Origin of the sequence: Tenacibaculum litoreum (assembly GCF_964513915.1) — a bacterium.
Lineage (GTDB): Bacteria > Bacteroidota > Bacteroidia > Flavobacteriales > Flavobacteriaceae > Polaribacter > Polaribacter litoreum.
The window spans coordinates 188,917-206,997 of record NZ_CAZEQS010000001.1; the positions used below are offsets into that span (position 1 = coordinate 188,917).

The window sequence follows — 18,081 nt, forward strand, 5'->3', positions numbered from 1 at the left end:
AACAAATCTACAATTTTATCCCGAAAACAACTCTATTTTCAAATTTTCCATTAAAGTAAGAGCGAGCAAAATCTACACGTAAAAAGCGCCATTTTCCAATACCAACATTATCTAAACCAATAGCAAACTCAGAATAAGGTTTGTTTCCTGCTGTAAATAATCCTTTTGCTCCAGTAACTAAATGAAAGTTAAGTTTGTTTAACAAAGGAACCTTGCTTAATAACGCACCTTTAAAGTTATATTCTCCATGAAGTTCAGCGTATTTATCATTAGAACTTAATTGATAATACGGAAGCATGTAAAAGTTGTTCAAATAGTTGTCCTTTGGAGCTATTAATAAGCGATTTCCGTTAAAGTGAGCATAATCTATAAACGGAATGTCTTTTTTCTCTAAGAACATACCTCCTTTCGCTTTGTAAGCAAATTCACCCCAATTACCTAGATTGATTTGTTGATATAATTGAGAAAAAATCACATCAGAATTCCATTCAGAATTTCCAGACCCGAAGCTTTTTTGATAACCAATATATAGCGATGGATATTTACGACTAGGAATATTATATTTTCCATCAGGATATGATAAGTATTTTTGACCAAAATTAATGTTTGTTCCTAAAGAAAAAGTCCACATTTGATGAGGTGTAAAACCTGTTGAAAAATTAGTAGGGTTTTGTGGATTATTAGAAGTGTAGTCTACATCGTCTTGCGGAAACATTACATAGTTAGTTGTATTAAATAATGGTTTTCTATCTGCAAACTCTAAAGAAGAAAACATGCGTATTCCGTTCATTACTTCTTGTGAAAAGGTTGTTTTAGCAAATGTTTTTTCATAAATTTTTAAATAGTTTCTTTCAAAGCCAACAGAACTTATCGTGTTCCAAAACTTAGAAATAGGTTGTTTTGGGTTGAACTGTGGTGTAGCAATTCCTCCAGAAATTGTTAAAACAGGTCGCGTAGTATTATTCCAACGATAGTTGAAGTTGGCTGTAGGTCGCACTTTTTTTTCTGAAAAACCATAATTAACATCAGCCCCAATACTAAAACGTTTTCCTTTTTTGTTAAGTGATTTTCGATAGTTAACACCTAAAGAAGAATTCCACCCTTGCACCGTATTAAAGTTAAGGCTTTCAATAGGAGAAGAAGTGCTTAACGACCACTTGTTGTAAGAATCCTGGTAAGTGTAACCAGAAAGAATATCCAACGGTTTAAACTTATTGTTTTTTGTGTCAATCGAATCTAAATATTTCTTCGATTTTCGAATGGTTTTTATGCTGTCCTTTAATTTGTAATCCGATATTTCTTCAGAAGTTAAAGTTACGGGACGAATTTTATTCCAGTACAACGAATCCTTTTCTGTAGCGTTTTCAGCAAATGAAAGCACTTCGTTACCAAAAGTATCTTCAGTAAAGTTAGGGTTGAAATTATAGTTAGAATAAGCAGCAGAAAATCGACCGTTAAAATGAAAACCAAACAAACCAGCTTTAAAATCTATAGTTTGTGTAACGGGTACCCAAGCTTTGTTTTTAGTAGAGAAATTATAGTTTTGTTTAATATGTAGTGAATCTACAATAGGCAAGCTTATTTGTGCGCCAGTAACAATAACATCAGCACCGTAAACAGCCCAATCATCTTCAACAATATAAATAAACCCACTAAAAACCCGATCGTTTTTACGTTTTGGTAAAAGTTGAATTTTGTTAATTAGTTTTCCGTTTTTATCATAAAAAACACCTGTTAATTTATAATTGTAATAACCAAATGCACCATTAGCAATGGGTGAAATAACTTTAACATCAGCTAAATCAAAAGAATTTTCATAAAAATTAAAATTCACTTCTTCCGCTTGATTAAAACTAATCCCGTTGTCTTGCCCACTAACTTTTGAAGCTATAATATGCTCTTTAAAGTTTTTAGGTCTTTTTTGAAAAGCGATTTTCGATACAGTTTCAGAAAGGTATACCACACCACTTCGAGTTGAGTCTAATCCACCACCCATATCACCAATATCTTGTCCTAAAAATTTCTTAGGTAAATCTTTTACCTTAAACAAGCCGCGAGAATAAAAATTGGCAGTATACTCAGCAAACTTATCCGTGTTTTTAGCTTTATTAGCAATAGCATTCCTAATAATTTTGTTAGCAGGGTTTTCTTCAGAAGAAACTACAACTTCATCTAAGGTAACTTCTTCTTCAGCTAAAACAACATTTAAGATAAAAGGAAAAGAGTTGATTTCAACCATTTTTTTAATGGTTTTATAGCCTAACATTTGAAATATTACAGTGTGCTGTCCTGTTGAGTTAAAGGCTAATTCATAGTCGCCATTTGTATTGGTTGTGGTACCTGTAATAGTGTTTTCTAAATATACACTTACAAAAGAAATAGGTTGGTTTTTAGTATTGGTAACCTTTCCTGTAATTTGAGAAAAAGTAATTGAAGAGCATACTAAAAATAAAAATGTAGTTATGATTTTCATAGTCAGTTAGTTGTTGGTAACAAACATAAAAGAAGAACTTTGTAAAGTGTATTTAAGAAGTGTTAAATAACTTACAAAGTTCTCTTAATATAAGTAAGACTATGAAGTAGAAAAAATGTTACAAAAGACTATTTAACAGTGTCTTTTTGTTGTTTTTTCTTCTTTTTTCCGAACAAACCACCTAAAACGTCTGTTACTTTCTTAACGGTTTCCTCTTTTTTGTTGGTTGTGCTGGTACTATCTTTCTTTTTGTTACCTAATAAACCACCTATAGCGTTGTTTACTAATTTGTCTTTTTGTTGCTGAACTAACTGCTGACTTAATTTACTAACCGATGAAGACATATCTGTTTTTACAGAAGGATTAGTCATGTTTCCAGCAATACTTGCAGTAATAGGAACAGTAATATTTTGTTGGTCTTTAGCACTTAGCTTAGAAAGTAATCCTTGTGCTTCATTACCTAAATATTTAGCAGGAACATTCAGGGTAACATTATAGTTCATTGTTTTATCAAATCCATGGCTACCACCAACGGTAATACCAATATCATTATATTTTAAATCAAAAGGCTTTACAACCACTTTACCTTCTTTAAAAGACAGATGAGTTTTAATATCAGATAAATCTAGTTTTGATAAATCCATAAAAGATAGTTTATCATTTAATAAACTTAAAGCTTTCGTTTTTTGTGGATTGATACTAGTAGTTAATAACTCTGCTAAAGCTTTACCAGAAACAGAAGCTAAGTTAGGTGTAAAATCATCATTTAAACTTCCAGCTAAGTCAATGTCAGAATTTAATTTACCATTCATAGCACCTGCAATAGGACTTATTGATTGTAGTAAATCAAGACTAGTAAATGATTGAGCAATATCAAAAGATTTGATACCTAACTTCATATCAAATGTAGGTTTCTTTTGTTGTGTGTTAACTTCTCCATTTAAAGCAATTTGACCATTAAAAATACCAGCATTCATGTTTTGTAAAATGGCTTTTTCGTCTTTTAAAAGAAGTGTTCCTCTTACATTTTTTAGAGTCAAGTTATCGTAATATACAGTTTTAGCGTTTGCAGAAACAGCACAATCTAAAAATGCAGGAATCTTTAAAGATTCAGTTGGTGTATCTTTTTTAGAATCATTTTCTTTGTTTCCTACAGCTTCAGGATTTTCTTGCATAAAATCACTTACATAAAAGTTGTTTGAATTCAGCTTGAAGTTTCCACGTAACTTTTTGTCAGAAAGTAAAAAACCTAATAAGTTCTTAAGTGTTCCAGTAGCATTTAAATCACTTTTTCCAGTAGTCGCATCAAACTTTGTTAAGCTAACGGTACCAGGGGTAAAATTGACAACTGTATTTTTAATATGAAGAGGGTTTACAACATCTTCCGACGAAAAAACAAAGTCGCTTACTTCCATTTTTCCGTTATTTTTAATACGACTTAAAGTATTGTTCTCAAGCGCTTTCATGTCGAATTCTGTACGTAAATCTGCCTTTAAAATCCCGCTTAACTCATTTTCTAAATCAATAGGATACGCTTTGTTAATATTAGCAAGGTTTAAAACACCTTTTAAACTAGCATTAACTTTAGGGTTAGTGGTTAAGTTATAGATGTTTCCTTTTCCAGAAAAAGTATCTTGGTCAACTTTAAAAGAAAGACCATTAATAGTGACAAAAGTGTTTTCAGTTTTACCAGTAGTGTTTTTTATTTGTGCATCAATATTAATGTTTTGAACACTTTTTGGTAAATCAGGATATTTAAATGAAGCGTTATTTGACTTCATAGAAATATCTAACTTAGGAATATGGTTGTCGTCAATAATTCCGTTTACTTTTCCATTTACACTAAAATTACCCGTAGTACTTACTCCAGCAATACTTTTAGTATAGGCTTCAGGAATTAACCCTAAGAAGTTTTTAAAGTCAGACGAAGGAGTCTTGAAGTTAATATCAACCTCTTGGTTTTTTTCGTTTATTTGAACAAAACCATCAAATACTAATGGAAGGTTATTTAACTTAGCCTCATTTTTTAAGAAAGAAAACTTCATATTAGTTAAGTCCATTCCTAAAATAGCATCTAATTCTATTTTTTGATTCTTGGCATACGAATTACCGTCCATTCCAAAAGAAACTAGGGTAGAGGTTTGAGTATCTAGTTCAGTATTTGATTGAGAAAAGTCACCACTTCCACTATGGTTTAACTCAGCTAGCTCAAGGTTTAGTTTACCTTGTTCGTCATTGTATTTTATCGTAGCATTGTTAATAGCATATGAATTAATAGATAGTCCAAAAGTAGATGGTTCTTCATCTTTTGTCTCTTCTGTTTCTGAAGGTTTCGCAATATCGTAGTTGGCATTTCCTTTTTTATCAACTAATACATTTACCAAAGCATCATCAATAGTAAATGATTTGATGTTTAGCTGTTCAGATGAAGCTTTAAAAAGCTCAGTAAGTTTTAATGCTAAGTTTACCTCTTTTGCATATACCAAAGTATCACCTTCAAAAGGAGCGTTATTAATAACCGTTAGGTTAGATAATTGAACTGATGCATTTGGAAAATTTCTAAGTAAGCTTAAGCTAGAATCGCTAAAATCAACTTTGGCGTTTACGTTGTTGTTAATGGTAGTTTTTACCAAGTTCATCACTTTATCTTGAAATAGTAGGGGAATACTAACCAAAAGGATGAAGAAAAAAACCACAATACTTAATAATATTTTATATATCTTTTTCATAATGAATAAAGTTTGTCATGTAATACTAACGAACAAATTTCAACATTTATTTGTAAATAGAAAGTGAATAAAATTATAATTTTTCTTTTGGTAATTTTGCGCTGTTAAAATCACGTATTTTGAATAAGAAACAGCAATACTCAAATTTTATAAAAACACAAGCAAAACGTTTGGGTTTTTTAGGTTGTGGTATTGCAAAAGCTGACTTTTTAGAAGAAGAAGCCCCTCGTTTAGAGAAATGGTTACAAAATGGATATCATGGTGAAATGCATTATATGGAAAATCACTTTGATAAACGTTTGGATCCACGGCTATTAGTAGAAGGTGCAAAATCTGTGATTTCTTTATCGTATAATTATTTTCCTTCGGAAGTTCAGCAAGAAGGAAGTTATAAGATTTCTAAATATGCTTACGGGCAAGATTATCACCACATTATAAAAGGAAAGTTACGTGAACTATTGCAGTTAATTAATGATGAAATTGGAGAGGTTTCTGGTCGTTGTTTTGTTGATTCTGCTCCTGTGCTAGAACGAGCTTGGGCGAAAAAGTCAGGATTGGGTTGGAATGGGAAACATTCGTTGTTAATCCAGAAGCAACAAGGATCATTTTTCTTTTTAGCTGAATTGATTATTGATTTAGAACTGGAATATGATGAACCTTTTAAAACAGATCATTGTGGAAGTTGTACTCGTTGTATTGATGCTTGCCCAACACAAGCTATTTTACCTGATAATACAGTTGATGGAAGTAAATGTATTTCGTACTTAACAATTGAGTTAAAGGATGCAATTCCATCAGAATTTAAGGGAGAAATGCAAGATTGGATGTTTGGTTGCGATGTATGCCAAGATGTATGTCCATGGAATCGTTTTTCACAACCGCACGAAGAAAGTTTATTTACGCCTCAAGAAAATTTACTGCAAATGACGAAACGTGATTGGCAAGAATTAACGCAAGAAACCTTTAGTAAGGTTTTTAAAAAATCAGCAGTAAAGCGTACTAAGTTTTCAGGTCTGTTAAGAAATATTGACTTTATAAAATAATAAAACCGCTTTTTAAAGCGGTTTTATTTATGTTTTGAAGATTATTTAGGATTCGTCTCTCCAAAGAAAAACCAATTAAGTCCTTTTTTAATCATTCCGCTTTCTTTTACAGGAGCTTTTTTATCTGCCTCTTTTGTGTTAGCAGTTTCTCCTTCAAATAAGTTTACAACAAAATCATCGTACGAAGAATTAACTTCTTCTTGCAAATATGAATTAAAATATAATTCACTTGCTTTTTCACCTTTAACTTTTTCAATTTCTAATAGCGTTTTGTATAAAGGCTCTATTTTTTTTACAACGCTTTCAGGTAAAGATTTTCTTCTTCCAGTATATCCGATGATTTTTCCGCTATCATCTTTTTCTACATCAAAATCAGTAATAACCCAATAGTATCTACCTGTTCTTGTTAGGTTTTTAACAATAGCATGGAAGTTGTTTCCTTGTTTTAAGTTGTCCCATAATACTTTGAAGACTACCTTAGGCATGTCAGGATGCCTAATAACGTTGTGAGGTTCTCCAATAAGCTCTATCTTATTATACTCCGAAGCTTCTTCAAAAGTATCGTTCATGTATAAAATAGTTCCTACAGGATCTGTTTTACTAATAATTGTTTTAGACTTGTCCCATTTTACTTCCTCATCAATGACTTTGGAAGGTCTGAGAGAATTGTTTGTGTGCATTTTTTTTGTTTTAATAGTTATTCGGGGTGGTTTATAAAAAATAATCAGCAAATATAAGGTTTTTGATGGAGGAGTGTGTTTTGATTGAGTTTTTAGTTGGGTTAAAAACTGTTAAAAAGAAGTAATTTTTATTCAATCTAAAATACTGGTTTTTAGATGATTGTATTGTGTTGGTTTTTGTTTTAAAAATAATAGGATAGTGTTATTTTTATTTGTGAGGATCTTTTCAAAGATTTCATTTTAAAATAAAATAGGGCTGAAACATTTGTTTCAGCCCTACTAAAAAGTTTTTTAAGAGGATTATTTAGGGGAATAATAAGTTTTACGTCGGGTTTGTTTCTCCGAAAAAGAACCAATTCAACCCTTTTTTCAAAGGATTTGTCTCGTTTTTAATTTTTTCAGCTTCCTCTTTAGAAAGTTCTTCATTAAATAAATCAACAACAAACTCATTGTATGTTTTACCAACTTCTTCTTTTAAGTAAGCATCAAAATACATTTCACTTGCCTTTTCGCCTTTTAGTTTTTCAATATCTAAAAGTGTTTTATATATAGGTTCAATCTTTTTTACAACTCCGTTAGGAACGGCTTTTCTTCGAGCAGTGTATCCTACAATTTTACCTTCTTCATCTTTATCAATAGTAAAATCGGTAATAACCCAGTAATATCTACCTGTTCTTGTTAGGTTTTTAACAATAGCATGAAAGTTTTCGCCTTTTTTAAGAGCGTCCCACAATACTTTAAAAGCCACTTTAGGCATGTCTGGGTGACGAATAATATTATGAGGTTCACCAACTAATTCAATAGTACTATATTCACAGGTGTTTGAAAAAACATCGTTAGCATATAAAATAGTTCCGTAAACATCGGTTTTACTTACAATGGTTTTTGTTTTGTCCCATTGTACTTCTTCATCAATAATGTGTCTTTGTGTAGTTTCCATTTTTTATTTGGTTTAAGGTTAGGGCAAAATTCAGGAAATTTTTAAAGACGAAATATGACTTTTATCAGGTTACAAATTCTTTTTACTTCATAACAAAATGTATATTTGTAAGTTCAAACAAACAAGAACGAACCTATGAGAGATTCTAGAAAAAGGCATGAAGCACTACTTTATCATGCTAAGCCGAAGCCGGGAAAAATAGCAGTAGTACCTACCAAAAAATATGCAACTCAACACGATTTATCGTTAGCATATTCTCCAGGAGTAGCAGAGCCTTGTTTAGAAATAGCTAAAGATAAAAACAACGTTTATAAATACACATCAAAAGGTAACTTAGTAGCTGTTATTTCAAATGGAACAGCAGTTTTAGGACTAGGAGATATTGGTCCTGAAGCATCTAAACCAGTAATGGAAGGAAAAGGACTACTATTTAAAATTTTTGCTGATATTGATGTTTTTGATATTGAAGTAGATACTACAGATGTAGATAAATTTGTTGAAACTGTTAAGGCTATTGCTCCTACTTTTGGAGGAATTAACTTAGAAGATATTAAAGCTCCTGAAGCTTTTGAAATAGAAAGACGATTAAAAGAGGAATTAGATATTCCTGTAATGCATGATGATCAGCATGGTACAGCAATTATTTCAGCCGCAGCCTTAAAAAATGCATTAGAAATTAATGAAAAGAATATTAAGGATGTAAAAATTGTTGTTAACGGAGCAGGAGCTGCAGCAATTTCATGTACACGTTTATACTTAGCCTTAGGTGCGAGTCGTGAAAATGTAATTATGTGTGATAGTAAGGGTGTTATTAGAAAAGATAGAGGCAACCTAACATCACAAAAAGCGGAATTTGCTACAGATCAAGATGTAAATACATTAGAAGAGGCAATGTTAAATGCTGATGTGTTTATTGGTTTGTCAAAAGGAAATGTGGTGTCTCCTGAAATGTTATTGTCAATGGCTAAAAATCCTATTGTTTTTGCAATGGCAAATCCAGAGCCAGAAATTGAGTATGATTTAGCAATTGCGACAAGAGACGATATTATTATGGCAACAGGAAGGTCAGATCATCCTAATCAGGTGAATAATGTGTTAGGTTTCCCTTTTATTTTCCGTGGAGCATTAGATGTACGTGCAAGAAAGATTAATGAAGATATGAAAATGGCAGCGGTACATGCATTAGCAGATTTAGCAAAGCAATCAGTACCAGAACAGGTAAATATTGTATATGATGAAGTAAGCCTTTCTTTTGGAAAAGAATATATTATACCTAAACCATTTGACCCAAGATTAATCTATGAAATTCCACCAGCAATAGCAAAAGCAGCGATGGATTCTGGCGTAGCTCAGGAACCTATTGATGACTGGGATAAGTACCGTGAGGAGTTGATGGATCGTTCAGGTACAGGAAGTAAAGAAGTACGACTACTACATAACAGAGCTAAAAAGAACCCTAAGAGATTAGTGTTTGCAGAAGCAGATCATTTAGATGTGTTAAAAGCAGCACAGAGAGTGTATGAAGAAAAAATTGGAAAACCGATTTTATTAGGAAGAAGAGAAATTATTTTAGAGTTGAAAACTGAGTTAGGGTTTGATGCTGACGTGCCGATTATTGACCCTAAAACAGACGAGGAAGAAGAAAGAAGAAACCGATATGCCGAAATATTTTGGAAATCAAGACAGCGTAAAGGAGTAACTTTTTTAGAAGCTCAAAAATGGATGCGTGAACGTAACTATTTTGCGGCAATGATGGTTAATTCTGGTGAGGCGGATGCGTTAATTACAGGATATTCAAGGCCTTATCCTTCTGTGGTGAAACCAATGTTAGAATTGATTGAAAAAGATCAAGGAGTAACAAGAGTAGCAGCTACTAACATGATGTTAACGAAGCAAGGACCTATATTCTTAGCAGATACAACAATTAATATCAATCCAACAGCAAAAGATTTAGCTAAAATTACACAGTTAACATCTGTACTAGCTAAAATGTTTGGAATGAAACCAAATGTAGCAATGTTAGGATTTTCAAATTTTGGTTCATCAAAAGCAGAAAGTTCAACTAAGATTAGAGAAGCAGTTTCTTACATTCACCGTCATTATCCAAATGTTGTAGTAGATGGTGAACTACAAGCAGATTTTGCTTTGAACCCAGAATTATTAGCAAAAGAATTTCCTTTCTCTAAATTAAATGGAAAAAGAGCAAACGTGTTAATTTTTCCAAATTTAGAGTCAGCTAACATTACTTATAAATTAATGAAAGCTGTTGATGAAGTAGAAACTATAGGGCCAATTTTACTAGGAATGAGTAAGCCAGTACACATCTTGCAATTGGGGGCAAGTGTTGACGAAATGGTAAATATGGCTGCGGTAGCAGTTGTAGATGCTCAAAACAAGGAAATGAAAGCTAAAACGAAGGTTTCTCAATAGCTTAGAGAGAAATTTTTTTAAAAGATAATTTTGTCTATTTTAGACAAATAGAAAAAATAGCTGGATGATAACACAAATAAGGGGAAAACTTGTGGAAAAAAATCCTACATACGCTGTTGTAGATTGCAATGGAGTAGGATATTTAATGCATATTTCTTTAAACACATATTCATCATTACCAAACGATGAATATGTGTTGTTGTATACACACTTATCTATTAGAGAAGATGCTCATACTTTATATGGGTTTTTAACAAAAACAGAGCGAGAAGTTTTTAGGTTACTAACTTCGGTTTCAGGTGTAGGTCCAAGTACTGCACGAACAATGCTATCTTCAATGACTTCACATGAAGTTTCGCAGGCAATAGCTTCTGAAAATGTGAAGTTAATACAAACAGTTAAAGGTATTGGAGCCAAAACAGCACAACGAGTTATTGTTGATTTAAAAGATAAGGTATTAAAAACCTTTGACATTGACGAAGTTTCTGTGGTACAGAACAATACAAATAAAGAAGAAGCGTTATCTGCTTTAGAGGTTCTTGGGTTTCCGCGGAAGCAAGCTGATAAGGTAATAGGGAATATATTAAAAGAAACACCTGATGCAAGTGTTGAAAAACTTATAAAACAGGCGTTAAAAAATTTATAAAAAAGGTTGGAAAAAGCAGTTATGAATAGACTACTTACGGTACTTACTGTTTTAGTAAGTGTTGTTTCGTTTTCACAAAACACTCAAAAGGACAGCACTAATGCTGTTAAAAAAGATACTGTAATTCCCCTTAAATACAATTTTAAATACAATCAAAACGGAACACTTTACTTAAATAACCCCACTCAAAAAGTAGTAACTTATGATAAGGCGTTGAATAAGTTTATGATTGTTGAAAAAATAGGAGACTATTATGTAGGTACACCTATTTTTATGACTCCTAAAGAGTATAATGAGTACCGTTTAAAAAATGATTTAAAAGATTACTTCAAAGAAAAAGTAGATGCTACTAATCCTAAAAAGAAAGGAAACGAAGCAGCTCGTAAAAATTTATTACCTAAATACTATGTAAACTCTAAATTTTTTGAATCCGTTTTTGGAGGCAACACGGTTGAGGTAAATCCAACAGGACAAATAAATATTAAACTTGGAGGGGTATATCAAAACAATGAAAATCCTCAAATCTCTGTTGAAAATCAAAGTAGTTTTACATTTGATTTTGATCAACAAATTAGTGCGAGTTTACAAGCAAAAGTAGGTAAGCGATTAACGGTAACAGCAAATTATGATACCCAATCTACTTTTGATTTTCAAAATATTATTAAGTTAGAATATACTCCAACCGAAGATGATATTATTAGAAACATCGAGGCAGGTAATATTAGTATGCCAATTAAAAACTCACTTATTAATGGAGCACAATCGTTATTTGGAGTAAAAACAGAGTTGCAGTTTGGTAAAACATATGTAACTGCTGCATTCTCACAACAAAACTCACAATCTAAAACAGTAGTTGCTGAAGGTGGAGCAACCATAGAGCCATTTGAATTAAGAGCATCTGATTATGATAATGATCGACACTTCTTTTTATCACAATACTTTAGAGAAAATTATAAAAAAGCTTTAGAGAATTATCCATTAATCAATAGTCCTATAAATATTACAAGAGTTGAAGTTTGGGTAACTAATAGAAACCAAAACGTAAGTGATTATAGAAGTATTGTAGCTCTTGCCGATTTAGGAGAGTCAGATGATGCAAACGAGGTAAATCCAGCTGAAATAACGACAACACCAGGAGCTATATCGGTTAATTCTGAAATTATACCATATAATGGAGTGAATAATTTAAGTTCATTATTAGCGGCAAATTCAGGAGGAATAAGAGATGTAGCAACGATTGATGCTGCAATTAATGGTATAGGAGTACCGGCACGACAAGGGTTTAACTATACATACTTACAAAATGCTCGTAGATTACAACCTAATGAATTTAAACTAAACTCACAGTTAGGTTTCATCTCATTAAACAGAAGATTAAATGATGGAGAGGTTTTAGCGGTAGCTTTTGAGTATACTGTGGTTGGGGCTTCTAATGGAGAAACAGTATTTAAAGTAGGAGAATTTTCAAACGATGGAATTGTAGCACCAGCAAATATTGCAGTTAAGTTATTGCGTAGTGAAATTTTAAATACTACAAGACCAGGAGATGATACGGAAGCTTTTCCAACTTGGAGATTGATGATGAAAAACGTATATGCTTTAGGAGCATTTCCTTTACAACGTGATGGATTTCGTTTTGAATTATTGTACCGTGATGATGAAACGGGAACTTTGCAAAATACTCTGCAAAAAGCACAAACCCCTGGTATAACAGATAAGCCATTATTACGTATTTTAAACTTAGATAAATTAGATCAAAGTGAATATGCTGTTCCTAATGGAGATGGTTTCTTTGATTACGTTGAAGGAATTACGGTAAATTCTGAAAGAGGATATATTTTATTTCCTGAACCAGAGCCATTCGGTAATGATTTAAAAGATGAGCTTACTAACCCAGCAGATCAAGATAAGTATGTGTTTGAAGAGTTATACTTAACTACAAAAATTCAAGCCAAAAACGAATATCAAAATTTAGATAAATTCTTTTTAAAAGGGTATTTTAAATCTGAAACTAGTAGAGGAATTTCATTAGGAGCTTTCAATGTTCCAAGAGGTTCGGTACGAGTTACAGCTGGAGGAAGACAATTGGTTGAAGGAATAGATTATGTGGTGGATTATCAGTTGGGTCGTGTGCAAATTTTAGATCCAGGTTTAGAAGCATCTGGAGTACCAATTAATGCATCTGTAGAAAATAATACATTCTTTAATCAGCAACGAAAAACATTTATAGGAATTGATGTTGAACATCGTTTTTCTGAAGATTTTATTTTAGGGGGAACTTTTTTAAATGTTAGTGAAAAGCCAATTACGCCTAAGGTAAATTTAGGAGGAGAACCTATAGATAATATCATGTTAGGGTTGAATTTAGATTACTCTTCAGAAGTACCCTATTTAACAAAATTAGCCAATAAACTACCTTTTGTAGAAACAGAAGCTCCGTCGAATGTTTCGGTTAGAGCAGATATGGCATACTTATTACCAGGGTCTCCTAGTGGAATTAATGTAGATGGTACTGCGACATCGTATTTAGATGATTTTGAAGCTTCACAAATACCAATAAACTTAAACTCACCACAGCAATGGTTTTTAGCCAGTACACCAGAATCTCAAGGTTTTGATGGAGGTACTTTTGGTTTAGAGTATAATTACAAAAGAGGAAAATTAGCTTGGTATAACATTGATCAACTATTCTATGGAAGTGGAAACAGGCCAAGTAATATTGATGAAAATGAATTATCTAGAGATGAGGTACGTCAAATACGTTACAATGAATTATTTCCTAATACAGACCTAGATATTACACAACAAAATTTAGTTAGAACTCTAGATTTAGCTTATTACCCTGCAGAAAGAGGTCCGTATAACTATAATGAGAATGCAAATACAGTACTTCCAGAAGAGCGTTGGGGAGGTATTATGCGATCGTTAACTACAAACAATTTTGAACAAGCAAATGTAGAGTACATTCAGTTTTGGTTAATGGATCCGTATGAAAATTATTCAATCACTACAGAAGAAGGGTTACAAGCGGGGGTAGATCCAAACCTTAAAGTTAATCAGGTTGGGAAACTATTTATAAATTTAGGTAATATTTCCGAAGACATTTTAAAAGATGGAAGAAAACAATACGAAAATGGACTTCCCGCTGATGGACAAAAAGCTGATGGAGGTAATATTCAAACTTCTATTTGGGGAGATACACCTATAAATCCTTCTATTTTATATGCTTTCGATTCAAGTAACGAAGCAAGAACAAATCAAGATGTTGGTCTAGATGGTTTAAATGATGATGAAGAACGCGTAAAATATCCAGCTTTTGCTGGACTAGAAGATCCTGCGGGAGATAATTTCCAGTTTTTTAGAGGAGGAGCTATAGAGAATACTAATCCTTCCGTGTTATCTCGATATAAAAATTATAATGGTACTCAAGGAAACTCACCAACAGCGAGTCAATCAAATGAACCGTACCCTACATCATCAACCACATACCCAGATACAGAAGATATTAATAAGGATCAAACAATGAATCCTGTAAATAGTTATTTTGAGTATGAGGTTTCATTAAATGAAAATGATTTAGTGTTGGGGCAAAATCATATTGTTGATGTAAAAAGTCAAAAAGTTGTTTTGTTAAATGGAGAGGAAAGAAATAGTACATGGTATCAATTTAGAATTCCAATTAGAAATGTAACAGAAGACCAAAAATATAATATAACTGATTTTAATAGTATTCGTTTTATACGAATGTTTCTAGCAGGATTTAAAATGCCAGTGGTATTGCGTTTTGGAGAGTTAGAATTAGTACGTGGAGATTGGCGTCGTTATACCAAAACACTACCAGAGTCAGGGGTGTCGATTCCTTTAGAGTCAGAAGATTTAAATAAGTTTGAAGTTGGGGTGGTAAGTATTGAACAAAACCCTGATCGTTATGACTTACCACCAGGAATTCAAAGAGAACGTTTACAAGGAACAAACAGAATTCAGCGTCAAAACGAGCAATCAGTAACTTTAAAGGTAACTGATTTAGAACCTGATAAATCTAGGACTATTTATAAAAACATTAGTATTGATATGCGTAGGTATAAAAAGCTACGTATGTTTTTACACGCAGAGAACCCTGATAAAGTTGTTAGAGAAGGAGACCCAACAAATACAGTGGTAATTATTCGTTTAGGTACAGATTTAAATGATAATTATTACGAAATAGAGAAGCCATTAAAGTGGTCAACTTCCAGCGCTTCACCAACTGATATTTGGCCAACAGAAAACAACCTAGAAGTACCATTACAAGAACTAGCTAATTTAAAAATTGAAAGACCTACAGGGGTTAGTATTACTGAAGTTTTTTCTGGAGAGGTAGACGACCCAAATATTGAAGGAGGGAAATTAAAGATCTCTGTAAAAGGAAATCCAACCTTAGCCCAAGTTAGAACAGTAATGTTAGGGGTGAAGAATAAAGAAGTAACAGATACCAAATCGATAGAAGTTTGGTTTAATGAATTACGTGCTGTTGGTTTTGATAATAAAGGAGGGTGGGCAGCTGTGGTAAATGCAGATGCTAATATGGCCGATGTGATGGATGTGTCTTTAGCAGGAAGAATGTCAACCATAGGTTTTGGTAATGTAGAAGATCGTGTACAACAAAGAAGTATTGAAGAAATAAAACAATATAGCGTAGCTACAAATATTCAGTTAGGTAAAATGATGCCTAAAAAATGGAACATGCAAGTGCCGATGAATTATAGTTATGGAGAAGAGTTTAGAGATCCAAAATACGATCCACAATTTCAAGACGTAGAATTAGAAGACGCAATTGATAAAAATCCAAATAGTAAAAATGCTCAAGATTATACAAGAAGAAAAAGTATTAGTTTTATCAATGTAAAAAAGAATAGAAATCCAGAGAGTAAGAAGAAACCTAAATTTTATGATGTAGAGAATTTCTCTGCTTCGTATGCACATAGTGAAGAGTTTCATAAAGATTACAATATTGAAAGCTATGTAAACAAAAATGTAATGGCAGGAGCTAGTTATAATTTCACTTTTGTTCCTTTTAATATTGAACCATTTAAAAAATCTGAAGGATTTAAAAATAGGTACTTACAATTTATAAGAGATTTAAACTTTAACCCAGTACCAAAAACAATAGCATTAAACTCAAGAATTAACAGAAATTATAATAGTCAGCAGTCAAGAAACCTAATTATTGATCCTGTAAACCCTTTACCTGCCCAACCAGAACTTATACAGAGAAGATTTTTATTTAATTGGGATTATACAATTGGTTTTGACTTAACCAAGTCGCTACAATTAAACTTTAATGCATCGAATAACTATATATATGATAGTTTTGGTGAAGATGAACAATTAGAAGTTTACGATCAATTTTTTAGTATAGGAAGACCTGACAATTACCATCAAAAGTTGAATACAACTTATAAATTACCTTTAGATAAGTTCCCGTTCTTGAATTTCATCAATGCAGATTATGGTTATACAGCTGATTTTGATTGGAAGGCAGGATCGCAAAGTTATATTGAGCAAGTTGGAAACATGATTCAAAACGCCAATACACATAACTTAAATACTAATATAGATTTTGGTCGTTTTTATAAAATTGTTGGAGTTGATAAGTTATTATTAAAAGGTACAAAAAAGCAACCTACCCAAAAAGGAACAGCTGCATTAGGAGGGAATCAAGTAGCGCAAAAACCAAAGCTTAAAAAGAAAGCTACTTTCGGTCAGAAATTAGGAAAAGGAGTGTATGATGTATTAACATCGGTAAAAAGAGCAAAAATCAGCTACTCTCAAAATAATGGAACCTTGCTACAAGGATATAAACCTTCAGTTGGATTCTTAGGGAGAAATGGCTTTGATGGAGGTTTAGCTCCAACATTAGGATTTGTGTTTGGTAGTCAAACAGATATTTTAAATACAGCTATCGAGAATGGATGGTTAATTACCAGAAACTCTGGAGATGAATATTATAGTAAGAATTACTCTAAAACAAGATATAAAAAACTAGATTATAATGTATCTGTAAAACCATTTAGAGACTTAAGTATTGATTTACGAGGAAACAGAATTCAAACAAGTAATTTAACACAACAGTTAGATGTTGTTTCAAATGGTAGTGGAGGTTTTGAACAAGACCCAAATATTAAACCTTTTGAAACAGGTAATTATAGTATAAGTCATTTTATGTTAGGAACTATTTTTACTGACAATGAAAGGTTATATCAAAATTTCTTAGACTATAGAAGTACTATTTCAGGAAGAATTGCTGATGAGAGAGGAATAGCTGCAAACGATTTTGACAGAAATAATAATAACCCAGGGTTTAAAGAAAATGGACAACAAGCAATGCTCCCAGCGTTTATTGCTGCATATTCTGGAAATAATCCAAATTCAGTAAGTACAGGAATCTTTAAAAACATACCAATTCCAAACTGGACACTACGCTATAATGGGTTTATGAAGTATAAGTGGTTTAAGAAAAACTTTACTTCTTTCACCTTATCACATGGGTATAAATCTTCGTATACAATAGGTAATTATACCAATAATTTACAGTACGATTCAAATACACCAACAAATACAAATACTTCTGGTAATTATCAATCAGAACTCTTAATTTCGTCGGCAACTTTAATTGATGAGTTTTCACCATTAATAAAAGTTGATTTTAGAATGAAAAATTCAGTTTCATTCAAAGGAGAGATAAGAAGAGACAGATCTTTAACATTAAATTTTAACAACAATACTTTAACAGACATTAAAGGAACAGAATATGTTTTAGGATTTGGATATAAGATAAGAGATGTTAAATTTGTCACCAGATTTACAGGGAAGAAAGAAACTCTAAAAGGAGATATAAATTTAAGAGCTGATATTTCGTTAAGAGATAACTTAACGTTGATAAGAAGTGTAGATGAAGAGAATAGTCAGATTACAGGAGGCGAGAAATTATTTGGATTAAAATTTATTGCCGACTATAATTTAAGTAGCAATTTAACAGCATCTTTTTATTATAATCACCAAACGTTTGAATACGCAGTTTCTACAACTTTTCCAAGACAATCTATTAATGCAGGAATTAATTTAGTATACAACTTAGGAAATTAAAACAAACACAATAAA

Annotated in this window: 8 protein-coding genes; 4 read left to right on the forward strand and 4 right to left on the reverse strand. The window is 32.2% G+C overall.

Features of this window, described 5'->3' with window-relative positions:
* Window positions 1-7 precede the first annotated feature (7 nt).
* On the reverse strand, window positions 8-2,473 hold the full coding sequence (locus ACKTTR_RS00830) for a DUF5686 family protein (protein ID WP_408026076.1): 2,466 nt from the start codon (window positions 2,471-2,473) through the stop codon (window positions 8-10).
* Window positions 2,474-2,601: 128 nt separating this feature from the next.
* Entirely contained in the window at window positions 2,602-5,202 is a 2,601-nt protein-coding gene (locus ACKTTR_RS00835; RefSeq protein WP_408026077.1) for an AsmA-like C-terminal region-containing protein, read from the reverse strand.
* A 119-nt stretch (window positions 5,203-5,321) separates the two neighbouring features.
* Here ACKTTR_RS00835 and queG point away from each other — a divergent pair, with 119 nt between their 5' ends.
* Window positions 5,322-6,245, forward strand: coding sequence for a tRNA epoxyqueuosine(34) reductase QueG (gene queG / locus ACKTTR_RS00840; protein ID WP_408026078.1), 924 nt, complete (start codon window positions 5,322-5,324; stop codon window positions 6,243-6,245).
* Between the two features lie 41 nt (window positions 6,246-6,286).
* On the opposite strand, the gene ACKTTR_RS00845 is transcribed toward queG, so the two are convergent.
* Complete coding sequence (locus ACKTTR_RS00845) at window positions 6,287-6,925, reverse strand: PAS domain-containing protein (RefSeq protein ID WP_408026079.1); 639 nt, start codon at window positions 6,923-6,925, stop codon at window positions 6,287-6,289.
* Between the two features lie 322 nt (window positions 6,926-7,247).
* A complete protein-coding gene (locus ACKTTR_RS00850) occupies window positions 7,248-7,865 on the reverse strand; it encodes a PAS domain-containing protein (RefSeq protein WP_408026080.1) in 618 nt (205 codons plus the stop codon).
* 135 nt (window positions 7,866-8,000) lie between these two features.
* Here ACKTTR_RS00850 and ACKTTR_RS00855 point away from each other — a divergent pair, with 135 nt between their 5' ends.
* The 3 genes from ACKTTR_RS00855 (at window position 8,001) to sov (ending at window position 18,066) form a co-directional block, all read left to right on the forward strand.
* Window positions 8,001-10,295 (forward strand): NADP-dependent malic enzyme, encoded by a 2,295-nt coding sequence (locus ACKTTR_RS00855; RefSeq protein WP_408026081.1) that lies wholly within the window; start codon window positions 8,001-8,003, stop codon window positions 10,293-10,295.
* Between the two features lie 64 nt (window positions 10,296-10,359).
* Entirely contained in the window at window positions 10,360-10,941 is a 582-nt protein-coding gene (gene ruvA / locus ACKTTR_RS00860) for a Holliday junction branch migration protein RuvA (protein WP_408026082.1), read from the forward strand.
* Between the two features lie 21 nt (window positions 10,942-10,962).
* Complete coding sequence (gene sov, locus ACKTTR_RS00865) at window positions 10,963-18,066, forward strand: T9SS outer membrane translocon Sov/SprA (RefSeq protein ID WP_408026083.1); 7,104 nt, start codon at window positions 10,963-10,965, stop codon at window positions 18,064-18,066.
* Window positions 18,067-18,081: the final 15 nt, after the last annotated feature.

Bases quoted from the DNA above. Each gene is read 5' to 3' on its own strand.
- ACKTTR_RS00845 (WP_408026079.1), bottom strand. From the start codon at position 6,925: ATGCACACAAACAATTCTCTCAGACCTTCCAAAGTCATTGATGAGGAA.
- ACKTTR_RS00830 (WP_408026076.1), bottom strand. From the start codon at position 2,473: ATGAAAATCATAACTACATTTTTATTTTTAGTATGCTCTTCAATTACT.
- ACKTTR_RS00850 (WP_408026080.1), bottom strand. From the start codon at position 7,865: ATGGAAACTACACAAAGACACATTATTGATGAAGAAGTACAATGGGAC.
- ACKTTR_RS00835 (WP_408026077.1), bottom strand. From the start codon at position 5,202: ATGAAAAAGATATATAAAATATTATTAAGTATTGTGGTTTTTTTCTTC.
- ruvA (WP_408026082.1), top strand. From the start codon at position 10,360: ATGATAACACAAATAAGGGGAAAACTTGTGGAAAAAAATCCTACATAC.
- ACKTTR_RS00855 (WP_408026081.1), top strand. From the start codon at position 8,001: ATGAGAGATTCTAGAAAAAGGCATGAAGCACTACTTTATCATGCTAAG.
- sov (WP_408026083.1), top strand. From the start codon at position 10,963: ATGAATAGACTACTTACGGTACTTACTGTTTTAGTAAGTGTTGTTTCG.